We start from the raw sequence: 25,933 nt of genomic DNA, 5'->3' as shown, positions 1-25,933 counted from the left end.
AGGGAATTCCGCTCCCCCTCTCTCTCGCCTAGAGAGGGAGGGCCAGATGAGGAGCCGACATGTCCGCGGTCACCGGCCTGCCGCCCTATGACGAGAGCAACATTTTCGCCCGCATCCTGCGCGGCGAGATCCCGAGCCGGCGCGTCCATGAGGACGAGTTCGCCGTCGCCTTCCACGACATCAACCCGCAGGCGCCCGTCCACGTGCTGGTGATCCCGCGCGGCGCCTATGTCTCCCTCGCCGATTTCGCCGCGAGCGCCTCGGATGCCGAGATCGCGGGCTTCTGGCGCGCGGTGGGCCGGGTGGCGAAGGAACTCGGGCTGGAGGCGCATGGCTACCGCGCCCTGACGAATATGGGGCAGGAAGGGGGGCAGGAGGTGCCGCACTTCCACGTCCACCTCTTCGGCGGGCGGATGCTCGGGCGCATGGTCCCGGGCCAGGCGGCCTGATGCCCGATCCCGTCGCCGAGGCCCGCGCCGCGATCGAGGCCGCCGGCCGGCTGCCGGACGACGAGCTGGACCTCGCCGGCGTCGCGCTGCAATTCGCCCGGATCGACGCGCCCGAGGCCGACTGGCGCGCGGCGGCCGAGCGCATCTCCGCCCTCACCCGCGCCGTGCTGACCACGGCGCCGCCCGCCGATGCCGAGGGGCGCCGCGCGCTGCTGGCCCGCGTCATCCACGAGGAGGGCGGCTATGCCGGGGATTCCGAGACCTATGACGACCTCCGCAACGCCAACCTAATCCGGGTGACGGAGCGGCGCCGCGGCCTGCCCGTGGCGATCGGCCTGCTCTGGCTGCATCTGGCGGAGGCCGCGGGATGGGCGGCGCGGGGCCTCGACTTCCCCGGCCACTTCCTCGTCTCGCTGGACGGTTCGGCCAAGGGGAGCGCGGTGGTGGTGGACCCCTTCGGGGGCGGCCACGCGCTGCCCGTGCCCGCGCTGCGCGCCCTCATCAAGCGCGTGGAGGGGCCGCAGGCGGAGCTGCGCCCGGGGATGCTGGCCCCGATGAGCCGCCGCGCCGTGCTGCTGCGGCTGCAGACGAACATCCGCCTGCGCCGCCTGGCGGAGAACGACATCGAGGGCGCGCTCGCCTGCACGAACGACATGCTTCGCCTCGCGCCGGACGCCGCGCCGCTCTGGCGGGAGGCGGCGGTGATGAACGCGCGCCTCGGGCGGCTGGGCGCGGCCATCGAGGACATGGAGCGCTTCCTCGAGCAGGTTCCGACGGGCGAGGCGGCCACACGCGGGCGGGAGATGATCGAGGAATGGCGGGCGCGGTTGAACTAGCGCTTGACCCCTCTCATTTCCGAGAGCAATCCGCCTAACAGAATAATCGGGAGGCCGTCCCATGCTGGCGCTTCGCGTGATCCCCTGCCTCGACGTGAAGGACGGCCGCGTCGTGAAGGGCGTGAACTTCGTCGCCCTGCGCGATGCCGGGGACCCGGTGGAGCAGGCCCGCGCCTATGACCGGGAGGGGGCGGACGAGATTACCTTCCTCGACATCGGCGCGACGCATGAGAACCGCGGCACGATGCTCGACGTGGTGTCCCGCACGGCGGCGGAGGTGTTCATCCCGCTGACCGTGGGCGGCGGCGTGCGGAGCGTGGAGGACATGCGCGCCCTGCTGCTCGCGGGGGCGGACAAGGTCTCGGTGAACTCCGCCGCGCTGGCCGACCCCGAGCTCGTCCGCCGCGGCGCGGAGGCCTTCGGCAGCCAGGCGATCGTCGTCGCCGTGGACGCCCGCCGCGTGGCGCCGGGCCGGTGGGAGATCTTCACCCATGGCGGCCGGCGCGAGACGGGGGTGGACGCGGTGGAATGGGCCCGCCGGGTGGAAGCCCTCGGCGCCGGCGAGATCCTGCTGACCTCGATGGACCGCGACGGCACGGGGGAGGGCTTCGACCTCGACCTCCTGCGGGCGGTGCGCTCGGCCGTGCGGCTGCCCATCGTCGCCTCGGGCGGGGTGGGCAGGCTGGAGCACTTCGCCGAAGGCGCGGCGGCCGGGGCCACGGGGCTGCTGGCGGCCAGCATCTTCCACTACGGGCATTTCCGCATCGCCGAGGCGAAGGCCGCGCTGGCCGCCGCCGGCTGGCCGGTGCGCCCGGCGACCGAACCCCTGGAGACGGCCTGATGGGCAAGGAAGCGAAGCCGCGCAAGAAGCGCGCCGCCGCCGCCGAGGAGACGCCGCGCAAGAAGGCGACCGCCAAGGCGGCCCCGCCGAAGAAGCGCGCGAAGGCCCCGCCCAAGGCGGCTGCGAAGCCGAAGCCGAAAGCGAAGCCCAAGCCGAAGCTGAAGCCGGCGAAGTGGAAGGAGGACCTGCGCCTGACGCCGCCTCTTCCCGTACCGCAGGACCTGGCCGACGCGCCCATCCCCAACGCCCCGCCGCCCAAGGGTGTGCGCCGGGCCGAGGCGCGCCATCTCGGCCCGCTCGACCCGCCGGCGGGCGATCCGGTGGCGGCCGTGCTCGACCGGCTCTGGGCGAAGGTGGAGGAGCGGCGCCTCTCGGGCGATGTGGAGACCTCCCACTCCGCCCGCCTGCTCGCCCGCGGCACGGCCAAGGTGGCGCAGAAGCTCGGCGAGGAGGCGGTGGAGACGGTGATCGAGGCGATGGCCGGCAACCGCCGCGCCCTGATCGGCGAGAGCGCGGACCTGCTCTACCACCTCATCGTCGTCTGGGTGGATGCGGGCATCCGGCCCGAGGATGTCTGGACCGAGCTGGCGCGGCGCGAGGGGATCAGCGGCATCGCCGAGAAGGCCTCGCGCCAGAACCTCTCCGTCGCGGGCGTCCTGAAGGCGGGCGAGACCACGAAGCTGCCCTGAGGGACCACATGGTTCCCCGGGGCGGCGGCTAGTCCGCCCCTCCCGCCGCGGCGGCCCCGCCCGGCGCGCGGGCGGCGGGGCGCGCGGCCCCATCCGCCACGATCCAGCGCGCCTGCGCCACCCGCACCCGCCGCGCGCGCACCGGCTCGGCGGGGATGAGGCCCATCACCGCCTTGCGCGCCTCGATGATGGCCACCCCGCCGAAGCGCGGCGCGAGCGACCGCCCGGCCGCCTCCCACATCCGCGCGCCGCCGAGCAAGGGGCGCAGGCCGAAGGGCGGGATGAACAGCGCTGCCTCCCGCCGCTCCACCGTGAACATCGAGCGCTCCAGCAGCCGCGCGAGCTGGCCGGGGGAGTAGGGCTGCCCGTGGCCGAAGGGGGTGCGCTCGAGAAGGGCCCAGGGCGAGCGGCGGTTGGGCACCACCGCCAGCAGCCGCCCCTCCGGCCGCAGCACGCGCCAGGCCTCGCGCAGCAGGCGGCGCGCGTTCTCGGCGGCTTCCAGCCCGTGGACGAGGAGGATGTTGTCGAAGGACATGTCGGCGAAGGGGAGGTGGTCCTCCTCCACCAGCGCCGCGGCGCAGCGGCCGTCGGGCGGCCAGGGGGCCATGCCGGCCCCGGCGGTGAGCGCGACGGGGGTGGCCGAGACCAGCCGCGCCGCCCCGCGCCGCCAGAGGCGAAGATAGGGCCCGGCATGGCCGAGGCCGAGCACCTCCTGCCCCGTCAGTTCCGGCCAGATCTCCCGCAGCCGCGAGCGCAGGATGCGCCGCGTCACCGCGCCGAGCGGCGCGTCGTAGAAGCCCTGCAATCCCCAGGCGGTGAAGTGGACCTCGGCGCCCATGCGTCGGATATAGGGCGTCCGGCGCCGCGGTGACAGCGGGTCGGCGCGATGGAGGAGCAGCGCATGACGTGGACGATCCGGGCCGTGCCCAACCTCTCGGACAACTACGCCTGGCTGCTGCGGGACGAGGCCACGGGCACGGTCGCGCTCTGCGATCCCGGCGAGGCCGCTCCCTGCCTCGAGGCGCTGGGGGATATGCCCGAGCCCGGCCGGCTGGACTGGGTGCTGCTCACCCACCACCACCCCGACCACATCGACGGCGTGGAGGAGGTGGTGCGCGCGACCGGCGCGAAGGTGCTGGGCGCCGCCGCCGACGCCCGACGCCTGCCGAGGCTCGACCTCTCGGTGAAGCCCGGGGACCACATCCCGCTCGGCAGCGGCAGCATCGAGGTGCTGGACAGCCCCGGCCACACTCTCGGCCATATCGCCCTCTACATCGCGGACGCCCATGCCGTTCTCTGCGGCGACACGCTCTTCTCGCTCGGCTGCGGGAGGCTGCTGGAGGGCACGCCGGAGGACATGTACCGCGCCCTGCAGCTCCTGAACGCCCTGCCCGGCAACACGCTCGTCCTCTGCGGCCACGAGTACACCGAGAGCAACGCCCGCTTCGCCCTGACCGTGGAGCCGGACAACGCGGCGCTGCGCGCCCGCGCCGAGGAGGTCCGCACGCAGCGCAAGGCCGGCCAGCCGACGGTCCCGACCACGCTCGACGGGGAGCGGGCCACCAACCCCTTCCTCCGCGCGCGGGACGTGGCCCAGCTCGCCGAGCGGCGCGCGGGCAAGGACGTGTTCAAGGGCTAGGGCCGGTGTTCTACGAGCCGAAGAACGGCCACGGCCTGCCCTGGGACCCCATGAAGGCGATCGTGGCCCCGCGCCCGATCGGCTGGATCTCCACCGTGGACGCGGAGGGGCGGGTGAACCTCGCCCCCTACAGCTACTTCTCCATGCTCCACAACGCGCCGCCGATGATCGCCTTCGGCAGCGAGGGGATGAAGCACTCAGCCGCCAATGCGCGCGCGACGGGCGAGTTCGTCTTCAGCCTCGCGACGCGCGCGCTGTTCGACGCGATGAACGCCTCCTCCGGCAACACGCCGGAGGGGGTGAGCGAGTTCGACGAGGCCGGCATCCCCGCCGCCCCCAGCCGGCTGGTGCGCCCGCCGCGCGTGGCGGCCAGCCCCGCCGCGCTGGAGTGCCGCGTGGTGCACGCGATGGAGCTGCACGACCAGGACGGCCGGCCGAGCAACGGGTTCCTCACCATCGGCCAGGTCGTGGGCGTCCACATCCACGAGGCCTATCTGCGGGATGGCCGGTTCGACGCCGTGGCCGCCGGCACGATCGCCCGGCTGGGCTACCGCGACTACGCGCAGGTGACGGAGATCTTCGAGGTGCTGCGCCCGGCCGATGGCGGGTCCTTCCCCCCGGTGCGCTGAAGGGGCGCCGCGGCCTCGCCGGGGGGGTATCGCGGCGCGGGGCGCCCCGGCCTAACCTGCCGGCCACGCCCTCACGGATACCCCCCATGCGCCTCCTCACCGCCTCCGCCAGTCCCTTCGCCCGCAAGGTCCTCGCCTGCGCCATCGCGCGCGGCGTGGATGGCGGGATCGAGCTCGTGCCCACCGATGCCTGGTCCAGCCCGGCGGAGCTGCTGGCGGGCAACCCGCTCTCCAAGGTGCCGGTCCTGCTGCTGGAGGACGGCACGGCGGTCTTCGACAGCCCCGTGATCTGCGACCTTCTCGACACGCTCGGCGCGGCGCCCTCGCTGATGCCGGCCGCTGGCCCCGCGCGGCTGCGCGCCGCGGTGATGCAGGCGCTCGCGGACGGGATCATGGACGCCGCCGTGGCCCGGCGCGTCGCCGCCGCCCTGCCGCAGGACGAGGGGCGCCGGGCGGCCGATGCCCGGCAGAAGGGGGTGGTGGAGCGCGGCCTCGCCCGGCTGGAAGCCGCACCCCCGGAGGGGCTGGCGGATGTCGGCGCCATCGCGGCCGCCTGCGCCCTCGGCTATCTCGACTTCCGCTTCGCCCATGAACCCTGGCGGGAGGCGCATCCCCGCCTCGCCGCCTGGCTCGCCTCGGTGGAGGGGCACCCGGCCCTGGTCCGCAGCGCGCCGAAATGAACCTGCGCGACCACGGGCTGGAGGCGGCGGCGGTCATCGCCGCCCTCGGCCTCCGCCCGCATCCCGAGGGCGGCCACTACCGCGAGACCTGGCGCGACGCCCCGCCCGGCGGCGAGCGCGGGGCCGGCACCGCCATCCTGTTCCTCCTGGCCGCGGGGGAGCGCAGCCACTGGCACCGGGTGGACGCGGCCGAGGGCTGGCACTGGCACGCGGGCGCGCCGCTCGCGCTCCGCATCTCCGATGGCGGACCGCCCGCCACGCGGCGCCTCGGCCCGGACATGGGGGCGGGGGAGGAGCTCTTCGCCATCGTGCCCAGGGGTGCGTGGCAGGCGGCCGAGAGCCTCGGCGCCTGGACGCTCGTGGGCTGCACCGTCAGCCCCGCTTTCCTCTTCGAGGGGTTCGAGATGGCGCCGCCGGGCTGGGAGCCGGCGGGTTAGCCCCCCTGCCTTGACGCGCCCGGCCCGGAGGGGGACACCCCGGGCGCAGATCAACAAGGCCCCCGGCGCTCCAACCGCCGGCCGGCCAGGAGCCCCCTCCCATGCAGCGCGTCTTCTCCGGCATCCAGCCCTCCGGCGTCCCGACCCTCGGCAACTATCTCGGCGCCATCCGCAACTGGGTCCCGATGCAGGACACGCATGAGAGCATCTTCTGCGTGGTGGACCAGCACGCCATCACCGTCTGGCAGGATCCGAAGGAGCTCGCGCGGCAGACGCGCGACATGGCCGCCGCCCTCATCGCCTGCGGGCTGGACCCCGAGCGCTGCATCCTGTTCGTGCAGTCCCACGTCCACGCCCACACCCGGCTCGCCTGGATCTTCAACTGCGTCGCCCGCATCGGCTGGCTGAACCGGATGACGCAGTTCAAGGACAAGGCCGGCAAGGACCGGGAGAACGCGGGCAGCGGCCTCTACGTCTATCCCAACCTCATGGCGGCCGACATCCACGCCTATCACGCCACGCGCGTGCCGGTGGGCGAGGACCAGAAGCAGCATCTCGAGCTCGCCAACGACATCGCGGAGAAGTTCAACCACGACTACGGCGTGGACTTCTTCCCCCATATCGACCCGCACATCATGGGCGTGGCCGCCCGCGTGATGTCGCTCCGCGACGGCACGAAGAAGATGAGCAAGTCGGACCCCTCCGACCAGTCGCGCATCAACCTGAACGACGACGCCGACACCATCTCCCTCAAGATCCGCCGCGCCAAGACGGACCCCGAGCCCCTGCCCTCCGAGATGCAGGGGCTGGAGGGGCGGCCGGAGGCGCGCAACCTCGTCGGCATCCTCGCCGCCGTCACCGGCACGACGCCGGAGGAGGTGCTGAGGGAGCATGGCGGCCAGGGCTTCGGCACCTTCAAGGGCGTGCTGGCCGACGCGCTGGTGGCACATCTCAGCCCCATCGCCGCCGAGGCGCGCCGCCTGCTCGCCGATCCCGGCGCGGTGGACGCGCTGCTGCGCCGCGGCGCCGAGCGCGCGCGGGCGATCGCCGAGCCGATCGTGGCGCGGGCGGAGGAGCTGGTCGGTTTCCTGCCGCCGCGCTGACCGGACTCGCACGGTGCTGAAGAGCATCCTCACCGTCGGCGGCTGGACCATGGGGAGCCGGCTGCTCGGCTTCCTGCGCGACATGCTGATCGCGGCCAGCCTCGGCGCCGGCCCGATCGCGGATGCCTTCTTCATCGCGCTGAAGCTGCCGAACCTCTTCCGGCGGCTCTTCGGGGAGGGGGCGTTCAACGCCGCCTTCGTGCCCGCCTTCGCCTCCACCCTCGCCGGCAACGGCGCGGCGCAGGCGCGGGCGCTGGCCGAGCGCATGTCCACGCTGATGACGCTGTGGCTCACGCTGCTGACGGTGCTCGGCATGGTCTTCATGCCGCAGGTGCTGCACGTGCTGGCGCCGGGCTTCACCGACGAGCCCGTGCGCTTCGGCCTCGCCGTCGAGATGACGCGGATCACCTTTCCCTATCTCGTCTTCATCTGCCTCACCGCGCTCATCTCGGGCGTGCTGAACGGGCTGGACCGCTTCGCGGCGGCGGCCGGCGCGCCCGTGCTGTTCAACATCCTCTCCATGGCGGCGCTCTTCGCCCTCGCGCCCTACACCGCAACGCCCGGCCACGCGCTCGCCTGGGGGGTCACCGTCTCCGGCGCGGCGCAGCTCCTCCTCGTCTGGGTGGCGGCGGCGCGGGCGGGGATGCCGCTGCGGATCGTCTCCCTGCCGCGCATCACGCCGGAGGTGAGGCTCGTGCTGCGGCGCATGGGTCCCGGGCTGATCGGGGCGGGGGTGACGCAGCTCAACCTCGCGGTCGATCTCGTTATCGCCTCGCTGCTGCCGGCCGGCGCCGTCTCCTACCTCTACTACGCCGACCGGATCGGGCAGCTTCCCCTCGGCGTCATCGGGGCGGCGGTGGGGACGGCGATGCTGCCGCTGCTGGCCAAGCAGCTCCGCGGCGGGCAGGCGCTCTCGGCGCACCGCACGATGAACCGGGCGCTGGAGCTCTCCCTCGCCCTCGCCCTGCCGGCGGCGGCGGCGCAGTCGGTGCTCGCCTGGCCGATCATCTCCGCCCTCTTCCTGCGCGGCGCCTTCGGCGAGCTGGAGGCGGCGGCCACCGCCGCGGCGCTGACGGTCTACGCCCTCGGCCTGCCCGCCTTCATCCTGGTGAAGGCCTTCGTCCCCGGCTTCTTCGCGCGCGGGGACACGGCGACGCCGGTGAAGATCAGCCTCGTCGTGGTCGTGCTGAACCTCGCGCTGAACCTCGTGCTCACGCGATACCTCGCCCATGTCGGGATCGCGTTGGCCACCGGGCTCTCGGCCTGGGTGAACGTGGCGATCCTCGCCGTGATGCTGCGGCGGCGCGGGCAGTGGCGGCCGGACCGCCGCCTGCGCCGGCGCGTGCCGCGCCTGCTGATCGCGACGCTCGCCATGGCCGCCGTGCTGGTCGCGCTCCGCCTGATGCTGCCGGACCCCGTGGGATCGACGGCGCGGCTGGTGGTGCTGGCGGTCTATGTCGTCGCGGGGCTCGTCACCTATTTCGGCCTTGCCCAGGCGATCGGCGCGCTGCATCTCGGCGAGATCCGGCGGCGCGGGCGGGGCTAACCACTCTCTGCGGCCACCCTGCTCCGGTGGCCGGCGTGCCCCTCCCGGTTCGCCTGTGCTGTGACGGCCCCGCTCTCGCGATACCCTCAACCTCTCGCCGCGCACCCCGCGGCGGGACGGCGGAGCCCTGCGGGTCTTCGTGCGGTCCGTCGATGAGGCGCGTCTCCATCAGGAGCGGTCGATCAGGAGAATATAATGTCGCCTTCCCCGATATGGTGAAGCCCTCGGAGTTCGATCTCCCCGCGAGCGGCTGGGTTCAGGATGGAGTTCGGGAAACTCAGAAGGAGACCGGTCCCGATATCGGTCAGTTCCAGCTCGTCGCGTGCAACACCAAGGCCGGACAGGTCGATCTGGTCCGTGCACGAATGGAAGTCGAGAATAACGTCCCGGCCACCCGAAGCGTCGTTTTCGGAGGGAATGGTTCCCGGCGCAGGGTAGAAGTTGTAGTAGAATACATCGCTGCCGCATCCGCCAACAAGGATGTCGGACCCCGCACCGCTCCTCAGAAAATCGTCGCCACTTCCACCGGCGATGAAATCATTTCCCTGGTCGCCACGGAGTGCGTCATTGCCGGTGCCACCAAGGACGAGATCGTCGCCTCCTCCCGCGACAATGAGATCATCGCCAGCTCCGCCGGATAGAAAGTCGCTCAGATCCAGCCTGCCGGACTGCAATTGGCCTGTCGGCGAAGCATTGACGATGCCATAGCCGAAGATCACGTCGTCGCCCTGCCCACCAATGATCAGGTCATGGCCGAAGCCGCCCCTGATCGAGTCGTCTGCGCTACCACCCAGGACGACGTTGTTGCCAAGCTCGAGGGCAGTGTCAGGGTAGCCGTTCGCGTATACCGTATTGGGCTCCGTGCTGCGCGATAGATCGATAAAGTCGAATCCGCCGCTTCCGATCTTGAGGGCCATTCTGGCTTTCTCCTTCAACGGGTGCCCGAGGGCAGCCGATACGGAAATCCGTTCAGCCTATTGGCTTTTCAAATCCTTGGATAATAAAGGTAGTTGAGCGCGTCGCTGGTCTCCAGCCTGACCGTCGCCCCGCACGATATCGTTAACTTGCTGCAGCGAATGAGGCGCCTGGGAGGGTGATGGCGGCCGGCGCATTCTTATGACTCTGGCCTGGGCGCGCGTCTTTAACCCAGGTTCGGGAAGCCCCGGTACGAGCATGAGGATTATGAAGTGACGGTGGGGAATGCCTCGACAGAAAGCGCCCTGCCTGCCCCGGAGGGTGAGCCGCTGCAGCTGGCGGGTTCGCCCCCTCAACCTCCCGCGAAGCGCCGCCAACCCGCCGCGCGCAGCTCGCAGGCGGGGCAGGTGCCGCAGCCATGGCCCCAGGGATGCATCGGCCCGCGCTCCCCGCGGTAGCAGGTGTGCGTGTCCTCGACGACCAGCCGGACGAGCGCGTCCCCGCCGAGGTCCCGGGCCAGGCGCCAGGTATCGGCCTTGTCGATCCACATGAGCGGCGTGTGCAGCACGAATCGCCGCTCCATCCCGAGGTTCAGCGCGATCTGCAGCGCCTTGATCGTGTCGTCCCGGCAATCGGGGTAGCCCGAGAAATCCGTCTCGCACATGCCGCCCACGATGTGCCGGAGACCCCGGCGATAGGCCAGCGCCGCGGCGAAGGTGAGGAAGACGAGGTTGCGGCCGGGGACGAAGGTGTTGGGCAGCCCGCCCTCCTCCATCTCGATCGCCACGTCCCGCGTCAGCGCCGTCTCCGAGATGGCGCCGAGCGCGGCCAGTCCGACCGTGTGGTCCTCCCCCAGCCGCGCCGCCCAGTCCGGCCGCATCGCGCGCAGCCCCGACCGGAGCGCGTCGCGGCATTCCAGCTCCACCCGGTGGCGCTGGCCGTAGTCGAAGCCGAGTGTCTCGACGCGCGGGAAGCGGTCCAGCGCCCAGGCGAGGCAGGTGGTGGAATCCTGCCCGCCGGAGAAGAGGACCAGGGCGCCTTCGTCTTGCATGCCCCGGTTATGGGGTGCGGTGGCCCCCTGGCGAAAGGGCCGCGCCGCTAGCTCGGCGTGATGTTCCCGGCCTGCACCACGCGCTTCCAGCGCTCGATCTCGCCGCGCTGGAAGGCGCTGAACTGCGCGGGGGTGCTGGCCACCACCTCGAAGCCCAGCTCGTCCATCCGGCGCGCCACCTCGGGGGAGCGCAGCGCGGCGGCGGCCTGGGCGTGGATTCGCTCCATCAGCGCGGGCGCCATCCCCGCCGGGCCGCCGAGCGCCTGCCAGGAATAGACCACGAAGTCCCGCAGCCCCGCCTCGGCCCCTGTCGGCGTGTTCGGCAGCAGCCGGTGGCGGGATTCGGCGGTGATGAGGATCGCCTTCACCCGCCCGTCCGCGATCTGCGGCTGGATGGAGCCGAGGTTCTGGAAGGAGAGCTGCACATTCCCCGCGATGAGGTCCGTCGTGGCCGGGCCGCCCCCGGCATAGGGGATGTGGGTGATGTCCGTGCCCGTGAGCTGCTTGAACATCTCCATCGTCAGGTGGTCCGAGGAGCCGACGCCGGAGGTGGAGTAGGAGGCCCGGTTCGCCTTGAGCCAGGCGATGAGGGAGGGCAGGTCGTTCGCCGGAACCTGGGCGGGGTTCACCACCAGCACGTTCGGCGTCCGCACGGTCTGGCTGAGGCCGGTGAGCTGGCCCACGGGGTCGTAGCCGAGGTTCGGGCGGAGGGCGACGTTGATGGCCCAGGTGCTGATGGGGGCGTGCATCAGCGTGTGCCCGTCCGCCGCGCTGCGGATCACGGCGCGCGCGCCCAGCTCGCCGGTCGCGCCCGGCCGGTTCTCCACCACCACCGGCTTGCCGATCGCCTGGCCCAGCGGCACCCCCATGGCGCGCGCCACGATGTCGGACGAGCTGCCGGGCGCGAAGGGCACGATCACCGTGACGGGGCGCGCGGGCCACTCCTCCTGCGCGCGCGCTTCCCGCAGCGTGGCGGGCAGGGCGCCGAGGGCGAGCGGGGCCGGCAGCAGGCGCAGCAGGTCGCGACGGTTCATCGGGCGGGTTCCTCCGGGGCTGGGTTTCGGGGAGTCTAACCCCCCGTGGCCGCCGCCGGCCAGGGCCGCGCCCCGTCCCTACCCCGCCAAGCCGAGGGCGATGAAGGCGCGCGCGGCGGGCGGCCAGGCCTCGACGAGATCGACCCGCCAGGACCAGGCCGCGGCCGCCGCCCCGGCGAGGAGGAGGACCGAGGCCGCCCAGGCCGCGGCGAGAAGGGCGAGTGGGCGCTTCGCCGCGGCAGCTGGGGCGGACGGGACGAGGACCAGCGCGGATGGGTAGGCGGGAGGCGGCGGTTCCTCCCCTCGCCCGACCGGAAAGACCGCCTCCTCGCGAAGTAGGCCGGGGGAAGGGGGAGGGCCCGCTGGTGCCGCCTCCGCCGGTCGGGCGCCGGCGGCCGACACCGGTTCCCAGGTCGCCCCGCAACGGGCGCAACGCACCGTCCGCCCCTCTCCCAGCCGGGTGGCCAGGGCAGGGGGAAGGTCGTACTCGGCGGCACATTCGGGGCAGGCAACGCGCATGGCGCAAGATGCCCGCGCCGTGGGGTCCAAGGCAATGTCGCCTCTTCCGTCCGGCGGGCGATCGCCCCGGCCCGCCACCCGGGAGGCCGGTGCGGAGAGGCACCGTCATCACGCCGCCGCTATCCCTCCGCGTCCCGGCATGGCACATCGCGGCCCATGGTGCGCTTCACCCAGGTCGGGCTGCGCTATCCCGATCCCACCCGCGGCGGAGCGGGGGAGCGGGAGACGCTGCGCGACCTCTCCTTCACCCTGCCCCAGGGGTCGTTCACCTGGCTCACCGGGCCCTCCGGCGCGGGGAAGACCTCGCTGCTGCGGCTGATGCAGCTCGCCCTGCGGCCGACGCGGGGGGAGGTGGAGGTGCTGGGCGTCCCGCTCTCCCGCGCGAAGCGGGCGGACCTGCCGAAGCTGCGGCGGCGGATCGGGGCGGTGTTCCAGGAGTTCCGCCTGCTCCCCTACCTCACCGCCTTCGACAACGTGGCGCTCCCTCTGCGCCTGGCCGGCCGCGCGGAGGCGAGCCTGCGCCCCGACGTGACGGAGATGCTCCGCTGGGTCGGGCTGGAGGGGCGGGAAGGGGCCCTGCCCCAGCAGCTCTCGGGCGGGGAGCAGCAGCGCGTGGCCATCGCCCGCGCCGTGGTCACCCGCCCCGCCCTGCTGGTGGCGGACGAGCCGACGGGCAACCTCGACTCCACCCAGGCCCGGCGCCTGATCCTCCTGCTGGCCGAGATGAACCGGCTGGGCGCCACGGTGGTGGTGGCCACCCACTCGCAGGAGTTGATCGCACAGCACCCCGGCTATGTCATGCAGGTCGAGGCCGGGCGGATCGTCGCGCTCGATCCCTGGCCCTATGCCACGGAGGAGGCTCTCCCCGAGCCGCACCCCCCCGGGGGAGCGCCCGTCGCGACGCTCCCCCAGAGCTTTGCCCTCGACCTGAGCGCGCCCGAGCCGGAGGCGGGATGGCTGGAGGAGCCGGAGGACGGCTCCGAGCCCTGGTCCTCCGGCGAGGATGAGGGGGAGGGAGACCTCGCCCCCCCCGCCCGGCCCCGCGGCACCCAGCGGATGGGCCGTGGCATCTGGCCCAGCGCGCAGGACCGGGGTTCCGGAGCCGGCGGCCATGGCTGAGCACCGCCGCCGCGTCGCGCGCGACCCGCTGGGCCTGCGCCGCGCCCTCTCGGACCGGCTGCTGCCGGGGCTGGTGGGCGCCATGGCGCTGCTGGCCGCCCTCGCCCTGGCCGGGGCGCGCGGGGCGGACCGGCTGGCCGATCGCTGGCAGGCCGGGGCGGCGGCGGCCGTGACCGTCCAGGTGCCGGACCCCACCCGCGCCCGCATGGCGGCGGCGCTGGAGATGCTGCGGGGGGACTCCGTCGTCGCCCGGGCCGCCGAGGTAGGGCCGGAGAGGGTGGCGGAGCTGCTGCGCCCCTGGATCGGCGACGCGCCGGCCCTCATCCTGCCCGGGGTGATCGAGTTGCGGCTCGCCGCCGCGCCCGAGTCCCTGCCCCGCCTCGCGGAGCGCCTGGCCGAGGCCGTGCCCGGGGCGGAGCTGGAATCCCACGGGATCTGGGTCGCGCGCCTCTCCGCCCTCGCCCGCTCGGTGCAGGGCGTGGCGCTGGCGGTGCTCGCCCTCGTGGTCGGGGTGGCGGTCGCGGTGGTCGCGGTGGCGACGCGGGCGGGCCTCGCCTCCCGGCGCGAGGCGATCGACGTGCTGCACGACCTCGGCGCCACCGACCGCGCCATCGCGGGGCGATTCGCCCGGCGCGTGGCGCTGCTCGCCGGGCTCGGCGCCCTGGCCGGGGCGGCCATCGCGGTGCCGGCGCTCGCGGCCCTGTCCGGCCTCGCCATGCCCCTCTTCGGGGGAGGGCAGGCCTCGGCCGGGCTGCTGGCGGAACTGCCCTGGGGCATCCTCGCCTCCCTGCCGCCCGTCGCGGCGCTGATCGGCTGGGGCACGGCCCAGGCCACCGTGCGCCGCTGGCTCCGGCGCCTGCCGTGATGAGCGAGGCGGTTCCCTCCCCGCGCCGGTTCCGGCGACTGCCCCTGCTCTCCGCGGCGGTGGCGGCGCTCGTCCTCGGCGTGGCGGGGGGCTTCCTCTGGTTCGTCCATCGTGCGACCTCCCCCATGCCTCCAGGGCCGGAGGCGCCCGGCATCGCCGTGCTCACCGGCGGGCCCGACCGGGTGGAGGAGGGGCTGACCCTCCTGGGCGCCCGGCCGGGGGCGCGGCTGATCATCTCCGGCGTCGGGCCGGATTCGGGGCTGGCGGACCTCGCGCGGGAGGCGGGGCTCGACCCCGCGCCGCTCGCCGCCCGCGTCGCCCTCGGCCGGGAGGCCACGAGTACGCGCGGCAACGCGCGAGAGATTGCCGCCTGGGCGCGCGGCGCCGGCTTGCAGGAGATCACGGTGGTGACCGCCAGCTTTCACATGCCCCGCGCCTTGCTGGAGCTGCGGCGCAGCCTTCCCGGCGTGGCGCTGCACCCGCATCCCGTCCCGCCCTATCTCGCCCGGCCCCTGCCGATGCTGCGGGAATACGCCAAGCTCGTCGGCGCGGTGCTGGGCCTCTCGGCGCTCACGGAACGCGGGCGGTCCGCGCGGTGAGCACGATCCGTTCCGCCCTGTTCAACCTGCTGTTCTTCAGCATCACGGCGCTGACGGTGCTGTTCGGCCTGCCCCTGCTCGCCCTGCCGCCGGACGCCATGCACCGCTACCTCCGGGGCTGGGCGCGGCTGATGCTGTGGCTGCTGCACCGGGTCTGCGGCATCCGCCTGCGGGTGGAGGGGACGGAGAACCTGCCCGTGAACGGCCCCGCCCTCATCGCGGCCCAGCACCAGTCGGCCTTCGACACGATCGTCTGGCACGCCCTGCTGCCCCGCCCGGCCTATGTGATGAAGGCCGAACTGCTGCGGATCCCGGGCTGGGGCGCCATGGCGCGCCACGTCCACTCCATCCCCGTGGACCGGGACGGCGGAGGAGCCGCGCTGAAGCGGCTGGTACGCGCCACCCGCGACGCCGCCGCCGCCGGCTACCAGGTGGTGATCTTCCCCGAGGGCACGCGCTCCGCCCCCGGGGAGGTGGCACCCTGGCAGCCCGGCTTCGCCGCCATGGCCGCCGCCACCGCCCTGCCCGTGGTGCCCGTGGCCACCGATTCCGGCCGCTTCTGGGGCAAGCGCTCCTTCACCAAGCGGCCGGGCGTGCTGACCGTCGCGGTGCTGCCCCCGATCCCCCCCGGCCTGCCCCGCGCGGAGCTGACGGTGCGGGCGGAGGCCGCCGTGGCGGAGGCTTCCGCCCGGCTCGTGCGGGGTGTGGACAAGTTCGTGGAATAGATGAACGGCGCGGCTTTGACCGCGCCGGAGGAGTCGCGGGCAAGGCCTTGTGGAGTCTTGGTTTTCGTGACTCACCGGGCCCCTGTGGACAGGATTTTTGTTAGCGAAAACAGAATCTTGCGCGCGATTTCGTGGGAATCCCAGGAGTCGCTGGAACAAAGGGGGGACGGCGAGGCCTTTCGGCGACGGTCAATCCCCGAGCCTGTGGATAAATCATGGGAAAACCTGATCGCCGGACTCCTGTCGCCTCCGCGCCGCACCCTTCCCGCAAGTGCCTGGAATCGATCCGGAATCCGAAGGACATCTGGCGGGGATCACCGGATCCGGAGCCGGCAAAACGCCGGCCGGTGCTGGGGTGCGGGAACCCGCCCCCCTACTCCGCCGCGGGGGCGAGGAGGGCGGCGATCCGGTCCAGCCCGGCATCCCGCACGCCGAGCTCGCGGAGATGGGCGACGGTGTTGAGGAGGTAGTCCCGGTTCGGCCCCATTACCCCGTGCCCGCGCGCGATGGCGGCCGCCGCGGCATCGGGGGGCAGGGCGCCGCAATAGGCATCGGCCCGGCGGTCGGCCACGAAGGTCACCGCCCGGCGCGTGCCGCCCCCGTCCAGCAGGCGCACGGGCAGGAGGCGGCGGTGATAGACGTTGCCCGACATCTCCCGCTCGTCGAGATAGGCCAGCACCTCCGCCGCGCGCTCGGGCGCGACGCGGAAGGCGACGCCGCGGCAGGCCCCGCCCCGGTCGAGTCCGAGAACCAGCCCGGGCACCTCCGGCGTGCCGCGGTAGCGGTGGGAGAGGATGCAGAAGCGCCGGTGGAAGCCCCGGAGAAGCGCGGGATGCGCCGCCTCGAAGCGGAAGCCCGGCTTCCAGATGAGCGAGCCGTAGCCGAAGACGTAGAGGGAGCCGTCGGGGTCGAGGAGCGGGGCGGGATCGAGGGCGGCGGGATCGAGGACGGGCGGGTGGTCAGGAGTGGTCATGGGCTGCGGCCCCATCCTAGCGCGGGATGCCGGGGCGTTGCAGCAATCCTGTCATCCCCGGCCATCGGCAGGCTATCGGTAGACTCTGGGCAAGCCGGGCCGCCCGGTCCCATATGGCGGGGCCGTGAGCCGAACCCCCTCCTCCCCTGCCCCTCTCCGTACTCCTCTCCGGGCCCGCCCCTGGCTGCGCCCCCGCAGGCTCCTGCCCCTCGCCGCCCTGGCCCTCGCCCTGCTCGCCGGGGCCCACAGCCTTCTCTGGCACGTGATGGCCGGGCGGCTGCAGGAGGGCTACGACGCCTGGGCGGCCGCGCGCCGCGCCGGGGGCTGGCGGATCGAGCACGCGCCGCCCCAGCGCGGGGGCTGGCCGCTCTCCGCCACGCTGCGCCTGCGGGAGTTCCGCCTCTCCGGCGGCGGCGCGACCGTGCCCGGCGGGCTGGACTGGGCCGCCCCGGCCGTGACCCTGCGGGTTGCGATGCACCGGCCGGGGGAGCTTCGCATCGCCGCCTCCGGCCCGCAGCGGCTGCGGCTGGGCGCGGCGGAGATCCCCTTTGCCGCGGACCGGCTGGTGGCCGCCCTGCCGCTGGAGCGCGGCGTCCTGCCGCGGGGCGGCGAGTTCGAGACGAGCCGGCTGCGGATCGGCACCGCCGCGGGCGGGGTGGAGATCGGCGCCGCGCGCCTGGCGCTCGACAGCCGGATGAGCGCCATCGAGGGCGAGCCCGCCGTCAGCCTGGAGGGCGGGGCGGAGAACGTCACCCTGCCCGTTGCCACCCCGCTCGGACGGGCGGTGCGGGCCCTCAGGCTCGACGCCGCCCTCACCGGCCCCCTGCCCGGCGGCCGCAACCCCACCAACCGCGCCGCCCTCTGGCGCGATGCCGGCGGCACGCTGGAGCTGCGGCGGCTGGAGGTGGAGTACGGCCCCGCCACCGCCCAGGCCTCGGCCACCCTCGCCCTCGACGACGCGCTCCAGCCGATGGGGGCGGGCACGCTGAAGCTGACGGGGGCGGAGGCGGTGCTGGACACGCTGGCCTCGGCCGGCCTCGTCTCCCCGCGCAATGCGGGCCTCGCCCGGCGGGTGGTCGCCCTCCTCGCCCGCCCGCCCGCCGAGGGCGAGCCGCCGCAGTTGGAGGTGCCGCTCACCCTGGAGGCGCGGGGCCTCTCCGTCGCGCGCATCCCCGTGGCGCGGCTGCCCGTGCTCGAATGGCCGGGGCCGGCGGAGGGGAGCGGCCCCGGGCCGTGACGTCCCCTGGGTAAGGTTGGGGGCGTGAAGCGGGGCGCCGCCGCGGCTCAGAACAGCCGCAGCAGCCGGTCGATGTAGTCCAGCTCCGCCGCTGGGCGCTCCCGCTCGGCATGGCGGCGCCGCAGCTCCTCTTGCAGGCGGCGGGTGCGGAGGATCTCCGCCTCGTCGGGCACGCGGGTGTCGCCGCCCTCCTCGGAGGTGCCGTTCCCCTCGCGCAGCCGGCGGCCGAGCGGGTCGCGCCCCTGCCCGTTCTCGGCCATCTGGTCCCGGCCCTCGCCGCCCTGCTCGCCGCCCTCGGCCATGGCGTCGCCCTGGCCCTCGCCCTCCCCCTCGCCTTCCTGCCCGGGCTGCTGCTGGGGGCGGCCGAACTGGCGCTGCATGCGCTGGGCCATCTGGCGCCCGCCCTCGGAGAGCTCGCGGATCGCGCGCTCCTGGTGGGGGCGGGGGTCGGCGCCGGAGGACAGGGCCTCGGCGCTCTCGCGCATCGCCTGGTCGGCGCGGCCGAGCGGGGCGGGGATCTCGCCCGTCAGGTCGCCGTGCTGCTGCATCAGTTCGCCGAGCGCGCGGCGCAGGGCGCGCTGGGTGCGGGCCTCGGCGGCGGCGTCGGGCGCGGGGGAGAGGGGGGGCTCGGCCGGGCGCGTGCGGTTCCAGGGATAGTTCTGGCGGCGCTCGCGCTCCTGCCGCGTGGCCTCCTCCTCGGCGCGGCGGTGGGCGCCGTCCAGCAGGCGGGATTCGCGACGCACCATGTCCCCGATCACGCCCATCTGCTGCTGGCCGCGCTGCTGGCGCTGGCGGCGCTCCTCGCGCTGGTTGTTGGCGAGGCCGCCGTTCTCCAGCTCCTCCAGCATGCGCTCCAGTTCGGCCAGCTCGCGCTCGGCCTCCTCGGGGCGGTCCTGGCGGTTCTGCTCGCGCATACGGTCGGTGCGGCGGTCCGCCTCGCGGCTCTCGGGGGAGCGGGGCTGCTGCGGGCGGTTGGGGCTCTGCTGCGGCGGCGTCTCGCCGTTCTCGCGCTGGGCGCGCTCGGCCAGGGCTTCCAGGTGGCGGCGGATCGCCTCGCGCAGGGCCTGGATGCGGCGGTCCGTCTCGGTGCGGGCGGCGTCGCGCTCCGCCTCGCGCCGCTGCGCCTCGGCGCGGCGCTCCTCCTCCGCCCGGCGCTGGGCCTCGCGGGCCGCCTCCTCCTGGCGCGGGGTCTCGGCCCGGTCGCTGCCGGGGGACCTGTCCGCCTCGGCCCGCTGCTCCTCCCCCGGGCGCGGCTCCTGCCCGGGCTGGCGGCGGGCCTCCTCCTGGCGGGCGGCGTCCCGCTGCGCTTCCTGCTGGGCCTCCCGTTGGGCCTCGGCCCGCTCCCTCTCCTGCTGCTCCCGCTCGCGGAGCGCCTCGCGCAGGCGCTCGCGCGTCTCGGCGAGCGTCCGGGCGGTGCGGTCGGCGCGGCCCTCCTCCAGGGCGAGGGCGGTGTCCCACATGATTCCCTGCGCCTCGCCCACCGCCTCGGGGCGGGTGTCTCCCTCCAGCCGGGTGCGGGCGGAGCGGAGGGCGAGGGCCGTGGCGGTGTCGTTCTCGAAGGCGTCCGGCGCCGCGGCCAGCCGGTCCAGCCCCTCGATCGCCGGGCGGCGCGCCTCGGGGTCGAGGGAGAGGCCCTTGCGGAGCAGGATCAGCCCGCGCGCCACGGGATGGGTGAAGGCGCGCTCGGGCAGGGTGAGGGCGGCCTCCTCCGAGCGCCCCTCCTGCCCCGCCCCGTCGCGGGCCAGGAGGCGGGTTCGGACGGGCAGGCCGGCCCAGGGATGGGCGGAGAGGTCGGGCTGCGCCACCCCGCGCGGCGCCTTGGCCCCGCCGGGCGGCAGGGGCAGGTCGATCACCAGAGGGGCGGCACCGGGCCGGGCGGCGAGGCGGATCTCGGCGGCGGCGGCGGCCACGCCCCAGTCGTCCTCCGCGCGCCAGGGCAGGCGGGTGGCGAGGCCGCGGGAGGCCTGGGCGGTGGAGGCGGAAGGGGGCTCGCTGAAGGCGATGCGCGGCGGGGCGTCCGCCTGCACCGCGAAGGACCAGCCCGCCACCTCGCGCCCGCCCTGGCGGATCACCACGCGGCCGCCCGCGTCCAGGGCGATCTCAGCGCTGTGGCTGCCGGGGCCGAGGGGCTGGAAGGCGCCGGCCGCCACGCCGTCCCGCAGCAGCTCCGGCGCGCCGCTGCCGCCGGAGAGGGCGGCGCGGAGGCGGCTGCCGGCGGGAACCGTCACGCTTCCCCCGGCGGGGAGGAAGATGGGCGGCGCGCCGGTATAGGCGGGGGGCGTCACCCAGGCCTCCAGCCGGGCGGCGAGGCCGGGCGGCGCGGCGGGGCTCTCGGGCCAGAGCGCCCGGCGAAGCCGCTCCGGCGCCTCCGCCCCCGCCATGACGACCGCGGCGACGAGGGCGACGGCAAGACCGGTGCGGAGGGCACGGGGATCGCGGGCCGCGAGGCCGGGGCGGGGCATCCCGGCCCGGAGCGCCCGAATGCGGGCCGCCTCCCGTTCCTGATGCGCGCGCCAGAGGGCCTGGGCGGTGGCGTCACCCCCGGCGGGCCGGTCGCCCAGCGTGGCGAGGGGGCGGTGGGGAAGGCCGGAAGCCCTTTCCAGCCGCCGGTCCGCCGCCGCCTCTCCCGGCAGGGCGAAGCCGCGCGCGGCGCGGGCGAGGGTGACGATCAGGGCCGCGATCAGCACCGCGAGAAGGGTGAGATGCGCGAGCGGCGGCAGGAGGAGGAAGAGGCCCGAGAGGGCGAGGAGGAGAAACAGCCCCAGGACGCCCAGGACGGGCCAGAGCCGGGGCCAGAGATCCTCCCAGAAGAGGGCGAGGCGGGCGCGGGTGCGGAGGCGCCCGAGGCGGCGCGGCGCCGGGCCGGGTGGCGCGTCCGGCCGCGCGGGGCGGCCCTGACCGCCGGGGCGTGACGCGTCGTCCGGGCGAGGGGGCTCGCCCGGACGAGAACCCGCGCCCGGGCGGCCGGGGTTGAAGGGCGGGCGGGGGGCCGGCCCCGTCAAGCGCGCGCCCCGAGCCAGTCGGGCATGAGCTGGTTCGCCAGCAGCGCCTCATGCGACTGGCGCGGCCGGGTGACCGCCCATCGGTGCCCGTCCACCATCACCTCCGCCGCCAGCGGCCGGGCGTTGTAGGTGGAGGACATGGTGGCGCCATAGGCCCCGGCATCGAGGAAGGCGACGAGCGCGCCGGGCGGCAGGTCCGGCAGATCCCGGCCGCGGGCGAAGGTGTCGCCGCTCTCGCAGACCGGGCCGACCACGTCGGCCGGGGCAAGGGGGGCGTGCAGCAGGTCGGGCGCGAGGGGCAGGATGCCGTGCCAGGCCTCGTACATGGCGGGGCGGACGAGGTCGTTCATCGCCGCGTCCAGCACCACGAAGCGGCGGTTCTGGCCGCGCTTCTGCAGCACGACGGAGGCGAGCAGCACCCCCGCCGGCCCCGCGATCCAGCGCCCGGGCTCCAGCATCACGGGCAGGCCGAGCGGGCCGAGCGTCGCCTTGATGGCGCCGGCCAGCGCCGCGGGGGAGGGCGGGACCTCGTCGCGATAGGGAATGCCGAGGCCGCCGCCGCAGTCCAGCCGCTCCACCGGCAGGCCGCGCCCCATCAGCGCGGCGGCCATCTCCGCCACCCGGGCATAGGCGGCGCGATAGGCGGCCATGCCCTCGGTGATCTGGCTGCCGATATGCACGGCCAGCCCGATCGGGCGGATGCCGGGGAGCGAGGCCATGCGGGCATAGAGGGCGGCGGCGTCGGTATAGGCGATGCCGAACTTGTTCTCGGCCAGGCCCGTCGAGATCTTCGCGTGGGTGCGGGCGTCCACGTCCGGGTTGATGCGAAGGGAGACGGGGGCGACGCGGCCCATGGCGGCGGCGACGGCGGAGATGCGCTCCACCTCCTCCGCGCTCTCGGCATTGATCTGGAGGATGCCCTCCTCCAGCGCGAGGGCGATCTCGCGTTCCGTCTTGCCGACGCCGGAGAAGACGATGCGGTCGGCCGGGATGCCGGCGGCGCGCGCGGCCCGCAGCTCCCCCTCGCTCACCACATCGGCTCCCGCCCCCTCGGCCGCGAGCACGCGGAGCACGGCGAGGCTGTCATTCGCCTTGGCCGCGAAGTGGAGGGAGGCGTCCAGCCCGGCCTCGGCCAGCGCGTCCCGCAGGGCACCGTGGCGGCGGCGCAGGGTGCCGGCGGAATAGACCCAGGTCGGCGTGCCGACCTCGCGCGCGATGTGGACGAGCGGCACCTCCTCCATCACCAACCCGTCCAGCGCATGGGCCTGGAGATGCGGGCGGCGGGCGATGAGGTCCGCGAAATCGGGGTCGGGCGTGCTGCGCGGGGAGGAAAGCGGGGAGGCCATCCCGCCAATGTGGGGCCGGGAGGGCGCGGCGGGAAGCACGGATTGTGGAATGATGGAGGGAGCGGGGATTTGTGGTCGGGGGGAAATCGTATCGAAAAAGTTACGGCAGCGTCTTGTCGTTAACGGAATGGTGAGAGATAAGGGCGACATCTCTCGCAAATGAGACAATTGCTGGTTCTTCAGATTGGGTCTCGCCTTCTGAGCGGCCCTGAGCGGAACCGTGCCGTCGTCTCCCGAGCGGGTCAGCGATCCTTCAGGGCAAGGCGAGCATGGCGCTCAAGAACGGCACGATCGGCGACGACACGCTCACGGGTGGTCTGGACAACGACACGCTGAAGGGCCTGGACGGGAACGACGTCCTCAAGGGCGACTTCGGGCTGGACTACCTGGACGGCGGGGTCGGCTTCGACACGCTCTGGGGCGGTCTGGGCAACGACACGCTGCTGGGCGGCTACGGCTACGACGTGCTCTACGGCGAGGCCGGGGACGACCGGCTCGACGGCGGGGCGGACAACGACTACCTGTCCGACTACTACGGCAAGAACGTGCTGATCGGCGGCCTGGGCAACGACACGATCTACGGCTTCGCCGCGAGCGTGGATGCGGGCTCGGGCGACGATCTTATCAGCCTCGTCTCCAGTGACTGGGCCAACGGCGCCACGGTTGCCACTTCGGTCATCGCCGGCTCGGGCAACGATACCATCGGCGGCTACGCCGCAACCCTGGATGCCGGCTCGGGCAACGACAACATCGCGCTCACCAATGCGGCCACGATCAACGCCGGCTCGGGCAACGACACCATCCGGGCTGCCTTCTCTCAGGTGATCACCACTGGCACCGGCCAGGACACGGTGGTGCTTCCGAACTCCTTCTACGCCTCGACCAGCCTGCAGATCGTGAACGGCATGCCGGTCAGCTTCGCCGTCGTGCCGACCATCCGGATCACCGACTTCACCGCTGGTGCCACTGGCGACATCCTCGACTTCCGGGACCTTCTTACCAACGCCTCTTACTACGACGGCTCCAACCCCTTCGGAACCGGCCATCTCCGCCTGACCCAGGACGGCACCGCAACCCTCGTCCAGTGGGACCGCGATGGTAAGGCCGCCGGCGCCGGCTTCCTCGATCTCCTCCGCCTCGACAACACCACCGCCTCCTCCCTCACGCAAACCAACCTGGGCGTGGAACCGATGGTGACGGTCGCGGCGGCCGCGCAGGACTACATCCTGCACGCCTAGCCACGGGCTCGCCGGAGCCGGGGTGTGTCCCCCGGCCCCGGCGGGCGCCCGCGGCGCCGGAAGCTCAGATGATCCGCAGGCGCCCCAGCAGCCAGCCGAAGCCGACGGCGATGGCGGCGGCGGTCAGGGGCTGGTCGCGGATGTAGTCCTCGAGCTGGCCGATCTGGTTCTGGGCCTGGCCCTTGACCTGGTTCACCTGGCCCTTGGCCTGGGTGCGGTTGTCACCGATCAGGCTGCCGATGCCTTCCTGCACGTCGCCGGCCGCCTGCTTGCCGGCGCCGATGATGCGGTCGCTGTCCATGTGCTTCTCCTCGTTTCGGTGGGGCCGCGGCGCCCCGCGGGGGTGGAAACGTGGCGAGGGGGCAAGGGTTGTCGGGGAAACGAAAGGGTGCGGGCCACCCGTCATAACTCCCGCCCGCCATCGGTCACGCGCTGGCGGGCGCGGTGCAGGTGGTAGTTCATGGCGAGACCGGCGCCCTCGGCGTCGCCCCGGCGGATGGCCTCGGCGATCGCCTCGTGCTCCTCCACCACCCGTCGGGCACGCTCCTTCGAGCCGGCATGGGTGATGCCGAGCGCGACGGTCATGGACTGGTGGATCGTTTCCTCCAGCATCTCCAGCATCTCGGCGAAGAGCGCGTTACCGCTGGCCGCGGCGACGGCGCGGTGGAACTCGTGGTCCGCCCCCACCGGCACGGCCCCGGCCTCCAGGCTGGTGCGCAGCGCCGCCAGCGCCGCCTCGATCCGCTGCAGCTCCGCTCCCCCGCGCCGCTCGGCGGCGAGCGCGGCGGCGCGGCCCTCCAGCGCCATCCGCACCTCCATGCAGCGCAGGATGCCGGCGATGTCGGACACCTTGGCCAGCCGGGTTAGGTGGCCGGAGGGGCGCTTCTGCACGAAGGTGCCCGAGCCCTGGCGCGTGGCCACCAGCCCGTCCGCGTGCAGGCGCATCAGCGCCTCGCGCACCGTGGGGCGGGAGACGCCGAAGGCGCGGCAGATCTGGCTCTCCGAGGGGAGCTTGTCGCCCTCCCCGTAGGTGCCGGACACGATCTCCTCCAGGATCCGGCCGTAGAGCTGGTCCCCCAGCTTCTCCTTGCGCGCCGGCGCCAGCTTCACCCCGGCCATGCCGCCCTCCCCCTGACCTGTCTTACATGTTGACAGGTTCAGGCCCCATTTGTCACCTTGCGGCCGAGAGAACCCCTGGGGGAACAGAACGTGCCATCGCCCAACCCGAACGTGCTGGACGCCCTTCCCGGCATCTCCGGCATCCTCGTCACCCCCTTCGACGGGGATGACCGGATCGCCCCCGACCTCCTGCGCCCGGTGATCGACCGCGCGATCGCGGCCGGCGTCCACATCCTCACCGCGAACGGCAACACGGGCGAGTTCTACGGCCTGACCACCGCCGAGGCCGAGCGCATGGTCCATGCCGTGGCCGAGATGGTGGATGGCCGCGTGCCCGTGGTGGCCGGCGTCGGCCGCAGCATCGGCGACGCGGTGGCCCTCGCCCGCGCCTCGAAGGCGGCCGGCGCGGCCGCGCTGATGGTGCACCAGCCGCCCGACCCCTTCGTGGCGCCGCGCGGCGTCGTCTCCTACGTCAGGCGCGTGGCCGAGGCGGTGGAGGGGCTGCCGCTGGTGCTCTACCTCCGCAATGCCGGCATCGGGCTGGACGCGATTGAGCAGCTCTGCGCCATCCCCGGCGTCGCCGGCGTGAAGTGGGCGACGCCGGAGCCGCTGAAACTGGCCGAGGCGATCCGCCGCGCCGATCCGAAGACCGTGTGGGTCGGCGGCCTCGCCGAGGTCTGGGCGCCGCCGCTGACCGCCGTGGGCGCCCGGGGCTTCACCTCCGGCCTCATCAATGTGTGGCCGGAGCAGTCGGTGGCCATCCACTCGGCCCTGGCCGCCGGGGACTACGCCCGCGCGAACGCGCTGATCGCGACGATGAGCGCCTTCGAGGAACTGCGTGCCGAGGAGGGCAACGGCACGAACGTCTCCGTTGTGAAGGCGGCGCTGAAGCTCATGGGCCAGGACTGCGGCCATGTCCGCCCGCCCGGCGCCTGGCCGCTGACGGACCGCCAGCAGTCGCGCCTGGTCGAGAGCCTGGGCGCCTGGGGGCTGACCGCGAAGAAGGCGGCCTGAAGGCCGGGAGGCGCTGCCTCCCGGACCCTCCGCCGGGGCCCCGCCGGGGCCCCGGACCCCGCGTCAAGGCTGCCGCGGATATGCTCTTTCTCGTAAGGGATCTGAGCAAGATTATCAGGAAATTTTTGCAACAAATCCGCCCATCGAATTTAATAGGCTGACTAGTATCCTTAGCCCTTCTGATTCATGCTCAGAGCAGTTCCTAATGCCCTGATCGTGAAATTCCTACGATCATTTAGGTGATCGGTAGGGGTACGGCGATGGGCAAGCCTGCGGTGTCGATCGTGCTGAGCGCGGCCGAGCGGCGGGAGCTTGAGTCGCTTGCCCG

At 73.8% G+C, this 25,933-nt stretch carries 27 protein-coding genes and 1 pseudogene; 17 read left to right on the top strand and 11 right to left on the bottom strand.

Annotation, left to right across the window (positions count from 1 at the left end):
- The first annotated feature begins 59 nt into the window (after positions 1–59).
- The 4 genes from FHS87_RS10940 (at position 60) to FHS87_RS24620 (ending at position 2,815) form a co-directional block, all read left to right on the top strand.
- The gene (locus FHS87_RS10940; protein ID WP_184517733.1) at positions 60–449 is read left to right on the top strand and encodes a histidine triad nucleotide-binding protein; all 390 of its coding nucleotides are present in this window, start codon (positions 60–62) and stop codon (positions 447–449) included.
- A complete protein-coding gene (locus FHS87_RS10935; protein ID WP_184517731.1) occupies positions 449–1,285 on the top strand; it encodes a SirB1 family protein in 837 nt (278 codons plus the stop codon). The genes FHS87_RS10940 and FHS87_RS10935 overlap by 1 nt, the downstream gene beginning before the upstream one ends.
- Before the next feature lie 61 nt (positions 1,286–1,346).
- A complete protein-coding gene (hisF, locus tag FHS87_RS10930) occupies positions 1,347–2,126 on the top strand; it encodes an imidazole glycerol phosphate synthase subunit HisF (protein ID WP_184517729.1) in 780 nt (259 codons plus the stop codon).
- A complete protein-coding gene (locus FHS87_RS24620; protein ID WP_184517727.1) occupies positions 2,126–2,815 on the top strand; it encodes a phosphoribosyl-ATP diphosphatase in 690 nt (229 codons plus the stop codon). The genes hisF and FHS87_RS24620 overlap by 1 nt, the downstream gene beginning before the upstream one ends.
- Before the next feature lie 28 nt (positions 2,816–2,843).
- Here FHS87_RS24620 and FHS87_RS10920 read toward each other — a convergent pair whose 3' ends face one another.
- Positions 2,844–3,653: a class I SAM-dependent methyltransferase gene (locus FHS87_RS10920; RefSeq protein WP_184517725.1), complete on the bottom strand. Its 810-nt coding sequence runs from the start codon at positions 3,651–3,653 to the stop codon at positions 2,844–2,846.
- Between the two features lie 63 nt (positions 3,654–3,716).
- Between FHS87_RS10920 and gloB the strand changes: the two genes are divergently transcribed.
- The 6 genes from gloB to murJ all read left to right on the top strand — a co-directional run bounded on the left by gloB (position 3,717) and on the right by murJ (position 8,849).
- On the top strand, positions 3,717–4,454 hold the full coding sequence (gene gloB / locus FHS87_RS10915) for a hydroxyacylglutathione hydrolase (protein WP_184517723.1): 738 nt from the start codon (positions 3,717–3,719) through the stop codon (positions 4,452–4,454).
- A gap of 5 nt (positions 4,455–4,459) precedes the next feature.
- Positions 4,460–5,083, top strand: a complete 624-nt coding sequence (locus FHS87_RS10910; protein ID WP_184517721.1) for a flavin reductase family protein — start codon at positions 4,460–4,462, stop codon at positions 5,081–5,083.
- An 86-nt stretch (positions 5,084–5,169) separates the two neighbouring features.
- Complete coding sequence (locus tag FHS87_RS10905; protein ID WP_184517719.1) at positions 5,170–5,763, top strand: glutathione S-transferase N-terminal domain-containing protein; 594 nt, start codon at positions 5,170–5,172, stop codon at positions 5,761–5,763.
- Entirely contained in the window at positions 5,760–6,200 is a 441-nt protein-coding gene (locus FHS87_RS10900; RefSeq protein WP_184517717.1) for a cupin domain-containing protein, read from the top strand. The genes FHS87_RS10905 and FHS87_RS10900 overlap by 4 nt, the downstream gene beginning before the upstream one ends.
- A gap of 101 nt (positions 6,201–6,301) precedes the next feature.
- On the top strand, positions 6,302–7,303 hold the full coding sequence (gene trpS, locus FHS87_RS10895) for a tryptophan--tRNA ligase (protein ID WP_184517715.1): 1,002 nt from the start codon (positions 6,302–6,304) through the stop codon (positions 7,301–7,303).
- A 13-nt stretch (positions 7,304–7,316) separates the two neighbouring features.
- On the top strand, positions 7,317–8,849 hold the full coding sequence (gene murJ, locus FHS87_RS10890; RefSeq protein WP_184517712.1) for a murein biosynthesis integral membrane protein MurJ: 1,533 nt from the start codon (positions 7,317–7,319) through the stop codon (positions 8,847–8,849).
- Positions 8,850–9,031: 182 nt separating this feature from the next.
- Here the strand turns inward: murJ and FHS87_RS10885 are convergent, their stop codons facing one another.
- The 5 genes and pseudogenes from FHS87_RS10885 to FHS87_RS24615 all read right to left on the bottom strand — a co-directional run.
- A complete protein-coding gene (locus FHS87_RS10885) occupies positions 9,032–9,766 on the bottom strand; it encodes a calcium-binding protein (RefSeq protein WP_184517709.1) in 735 nt (244 codons plus the stop codon).
- A 350-nt stretch (positions 9,767–10,116) separates the two neighbouring features.
- Positions 10,117–10,815 (bottom strand): 7-cyano-7-deazaguanine synthase QueC, encoded by a 699-nt coding sequence (gene queC / locus FHS87_RS10880; protein ID WP_184517706.1) that lies wholly within the window; start codon positions 10,813–10,815, stop codon positions 10,117–10,119.
- A gap of 47 nt (positions 10,816–10,862) precedes the next feature.
- Positions 10,863–11,849, bottom strand: a complete 987-nt coding sequence (locus tag FHS87_RS10875; RefSeq protein ID WP_184517703.1) for a Bug family tripartite tricarboxylate transporter substrate binding protein — start codon at positions 11,847–11,849, stop codon at positions 10,863–10,865.
- Between the two features lie 78 nt (positions 11,850–11,927).
- Complete coding sequence (locus FHS87_RS10870) at positions 11,928–12,251, bottom strand: hypothetical protein (RefSeq protein WP_246418324.1); 324 nt, start codon at positions 12,249–12,251, stop codon at positions 11,928–11,930.
- Positions 12,252–12,266: 15 nt separating this feature from the next.
- Positions 12,267–12,368: pseudogene (locus FHS87_RS24615) on the bottom strand (zinc-ribbon domain-containing protein); the annotation flags it as partial.
- A gap of 156 nt (positions 12,369–12,524) precedes the next feature.
- On the opposite strand from FHS87_RS24615, the gene FHS87_RS10865 reads away from it, so the two are divergent.
- From FHS87_RS10865 to FHS87_RS10850, 4 genes are read left to right on the top strand one after another with little or no spacing between them, the layout of a single operon-like run.
- A complete protein-coding gene (locus tag FHS87_RS10865) occupies positions 12,525–13,487 on the top strand; it encodes a cell division ATP-binding protein FtsE (protein WP_184517697.1) in 963 nt (320 codons plus the stop codon).
- Positions 13,480–14,352 (top strand): cell division protein FtsX, encoded by an 873-nt coding sequence (locus FHS87_RS10860; RefSeq protein ID WP_184517694.1) that lies wholly within the window; start codon positions 13,480–13,482, stop codon positions 14,350–14,352. Before FHS87_RS10865 ends, FHS87_RS10860 begins: the two co-directional genes overlap by 8 nt.
- Positions 14,352–14,951: a YdcF family protein gene (locus FHS87_RS10855; RefSeq protein WP_184517691.1), complete on the top strand. Its 600-nt coding sequence runs from the start codon at positions 14,352–14,354 to the stop codon at positions 14,949–14,951. Before FHS87_RS10860 ends, FHS87_RS10855 begins: the two co-directional genes overlap by 1 nt.
- Positions 14,948–15,676, top strand: a complete 729-nt coding sequence (locus tag FHS87_RS10850) for a lysophospholipid acyltransferase family protein (RefSeq protein ID WP_184517688.1) — start codon at positions 14,948–14,950, stop codon at positions 15,674–15,676. The genes FHS87_RS10855 and FHS87_RS10850 overlap by 4 nt, the downstream gene beginning before the upstream one ends.
- A 373-nt stretch (positions 15,677–16,049) precedes the next feature.
- Here the strand turns inward: FHS87_RS10850 and FHS87_RS10845 are convergent, their stop codons facing one another.
- Positions 16,050–16,649, bottom strand: a complete 600-nt coding sequence (locus FHS87_RS10845; RefSeq protein WP_184517686.1) for a gamma-glutamylcyclotransferase — start codon at positions 16,647–16,649, stop codon at positions 16,050–16,052.
- 124 nt (positions 16,650–16,773) lie between these two features.
- Between FHS87_RS10845 and FHS87_RS10840 the strand changes: the two genes are divergently transcribed.
- Positions 16,774–17,886 (top strand): DUF2125 domain-containing protein, encoded by a 1,113-nt coding sequence (locus FHS87_RS10840; protein WP_184517683.1) that lies wholly within the window; start codon positions 16,774–16,776, stop codon positions 17,884–17,886.
- A gap of 47 nt (positions 17,887–17,933) precedes the next feature.
- Here FHS87_RS10840 and FHS87_RS10835 read toward each other — a convergent pair whose 3' ends face one another.
- Both FHS87_RS10835 and lysA read right to left on the bottom strand, forming a co-directional pair.
- A complete protein-coding gene (locus FHS87_RS10835) occupies positions 17,934–20,888 on the bottom strand; it encodes a DUF4175 domain-containing protein (protein ID WP_184517680.1) in 2,955 nt (984 codons plus the stop codon).
- A complete protein-coding gene (gene lysA, locus FHS87_RS10830; protein WP_184517677.1) occupies positions 20,885–22,234 on the bottom strand; it encodes a diaminopimelate decarboxylase in 1,350 nt (449 codons plus the stop codon). Before lysA ends, FHS87_RS10835 begins: the two co-directional genes overlap by 4 nt.
- Positions 22,235–22,503: 269 nt before the next feature.
- Between lysA and FHS87_RS10825 the strand changes: the two genes are divergently transcribed.
- The gene (locus FHS87_RS10825) at positions 22,504–23,472 is read left to right on the top strand and encodes a calcium-binding protein (RefSeq protein WP_184517674.1); all 969 of its coding nucleotides are present in this window, start codon (positions 22,504–22,506) and stop codon (positions 23,470–23,472) included.
- A gap of 64 nt (positions 23,473–23,536) precedes the next feature.
- Here the strand turns inward: FHS87_RS10825 and FHS87_RS10820 are convergent, their stop codons facing one another.
- Together FHS87_RS10820 and FHS87_RS10815 are read right to left on the bottom strand one after the other, a co-directional pair.
- Entirely contained in the window at positions 23,537–23,773 is a 237-nt protein-coding gene (locus FHS87_RS10820; protein ID WP_184517671.1) for a CsbD family protein, read from the bottom strand.
- Positions 23,774–23,874: 101 nt separating this feature from the next.
- Entirely contained in the window at positions 23,875–24,591 is a 717-nt protein-coding gene (locus tag FHS87_RS10815; RefSeq protein WP_184517668.1) for a FadR/GntR family transcriptional regulator, read from the bottom strand.
- 90 nt (positions 24,592–24,681) lie between these two features.
- Here FHS87_RS10815 and FHS87_RS10810 point away from each other — a divergent pair, with 90 nt between their 5' ends.
- Positions 24,682–25,605, top strand: a complete 924-nt coding sequence (locus FHS87_RS10810) for a dihydrodipicolinate synthase family protein (RefSeq protein ID WP_184517664.1) — start codon at positions 24,682–24,684, stop codon at positions 25,603–25,605.
- Positions 25,606–25,933: the final 328 nt, after the last annotated feature.

Origin of the sequence: Muricoccus pecuniae, assembly GCF_014199205.1 — a bacterium.
Taxonomy (GTDB): Bacteria; Pseudomonadota; Alphaproteobacteria; order Acetobacterales; family Acetobacteraceae; genus Roseomonas; species Roseomonas pecuniae.
This window is presented reverse-complemented; position numbering and strand designations above follow the sequence as displayed.

Excerpts from the sequence above, each read along its gene's own strand:
- FHS87_RS10940 (WP_184517733.1), top strand. The coding sequence starts at position 60 with ATGTCCGCGGTCACCGGCCTGCCGCCCTATGACGAGAGCAACATTTTC.
- FHS87_RS10935 (WP_184517731.1), top strand. The coding sequence starts at position 449 with ATGCCCGATCCCGTCGCCGAGGCCCGCGCCGCGATCGAGGCCGCCGGC.
- hisF (WP_184517729.1), top strand. The coding sequence starts at position 1,347 with ATGCTGGCGCTTCGCGTGATCCCCTGCCTCGACGTGAAGGACGGCCGC.
- FHS87_RS24620 (WP_184517727.1), top strand. The coding sequence starts at position 2,126 with ATGGGCAAGGAAGCGAAGCCGCGCAAGAAGCGCGCCGCCGCCGCCGAG.
- FHS87_RS10920 (WP_184517725.1), bottom strand. The coding sequence starts at position 3,653 with ATGGGCGCCGAGGTCCACTTCACCGCCTGGGGATTGCAGGGCTTCTAC.
- gloB (WP_184517723.1), top strand. The coding sequence starts at position 3,717 with ATGACGTGGACGATCCGGGCCGTGCCCAACCTCTCGGACAACTACGCC.
- FHS87_RS10905 (WP_184517719.1), top strand. The coding sequence starts at position 5,170 with ATGCGCCTCCTCACCGCCTCCGCCAGTCCCTTCGCCCGCAAGGTCCTC.
- FHS87_RS10900 (WP_184517717.1), top strand. The coding sequence starts at position 5,760 with ATGAACCTGCGCGACCACGGGCTGGAGGCGGCGGCGGTCATCGCCGCC.
- trpS (WP_184517715.1), top strand. The coding sequence starts at position 6,302 with ATGCAGCGCGTCTTCTCCGGCATCCAGCCCTCCGGCGTCCCGACCCTC.
- FHS87_RS10885 (WP_184517709.1), bottom strand. The coding sequence starts at position 9,766 with ATGGCCCTCAAGATCGGAAGCGGCGGATTCGACTTTATCGATCTATCG.
- queC (WP_184517706.1), bottom strand. The coding sequence starts at position 10,815 with ATGCAAGACGAAGGCGCCCTGGTCCTCTTCTCCGGCGGGCAGGATTCC.
- FHS87_RS10875 (WP_184517703.1), bottom strand. The coding sequence starts at position 11,849 with ATGAACCGTCGCGACCTGCTGCGCCTGCTGCCGGCCCCGCTCGCCCTC.
- FHS87_RS10865 (WP_184517697.1), top strand. The coding sequence starts at position 12,525 with ATGGTGCGCTTCACCCAGGTCGGGCTGCGCTATCCCGATCCCACCCGC.
- FHS87_RS10860 (WP_184517694.1), top strand. The coding sequence starts at position 13,480 with ATGGCTGAGCACCGCCGCCGCGTCGCGCGCGACCCGCTGGGCCTGCGC.
- FHS87_RS10855 (WP_184517691.1), top strand. The coding sequence starts at position 14,352 with ATGAGCGAGGCGGTTCCCTCCCCGCGCCGGTTCCGGCGACTGCCCCTG.
- FHS87_RS10845 (WP_184517686.1), bottom strand. The coding sequence starts at position 16,649 with ATGACCACTCCTGACCACCCGCCCGTCCTCGATCCCGCCGCCCTCGAT.
- lysA (WP_184517677.1), bottom strand. The coding sequence starts at position 22,234 with ATGGCCTCCCCGCTTTCCTCCCCGCGCAGCACGCCCGACCCCGATTTC.
- FHS87_RS10825 (WP_184517674.1), top strand. The coding sequence starts at position 22,504 with ATGGCGCTCAAGAACGGCACGATCGGCGACGACACGCTCACGGGTGGT.
- FHS87_RS10820 (WP_184517671.1), bottom strand. The coding sequence starts at position 23,773 with ATGGACAGCGACCGCATCATCGGCGCCGGCAAGCAGGCGGCCGGCGAC.
- FHS87_RS10815 (WP_184517668.1), bottom strand. The coding sequence starts at position 24,591 with ATGGCCGGGGTGAAGCTGGCGCCGGCGCGCAAGGAGAAGCTGGGGGAC.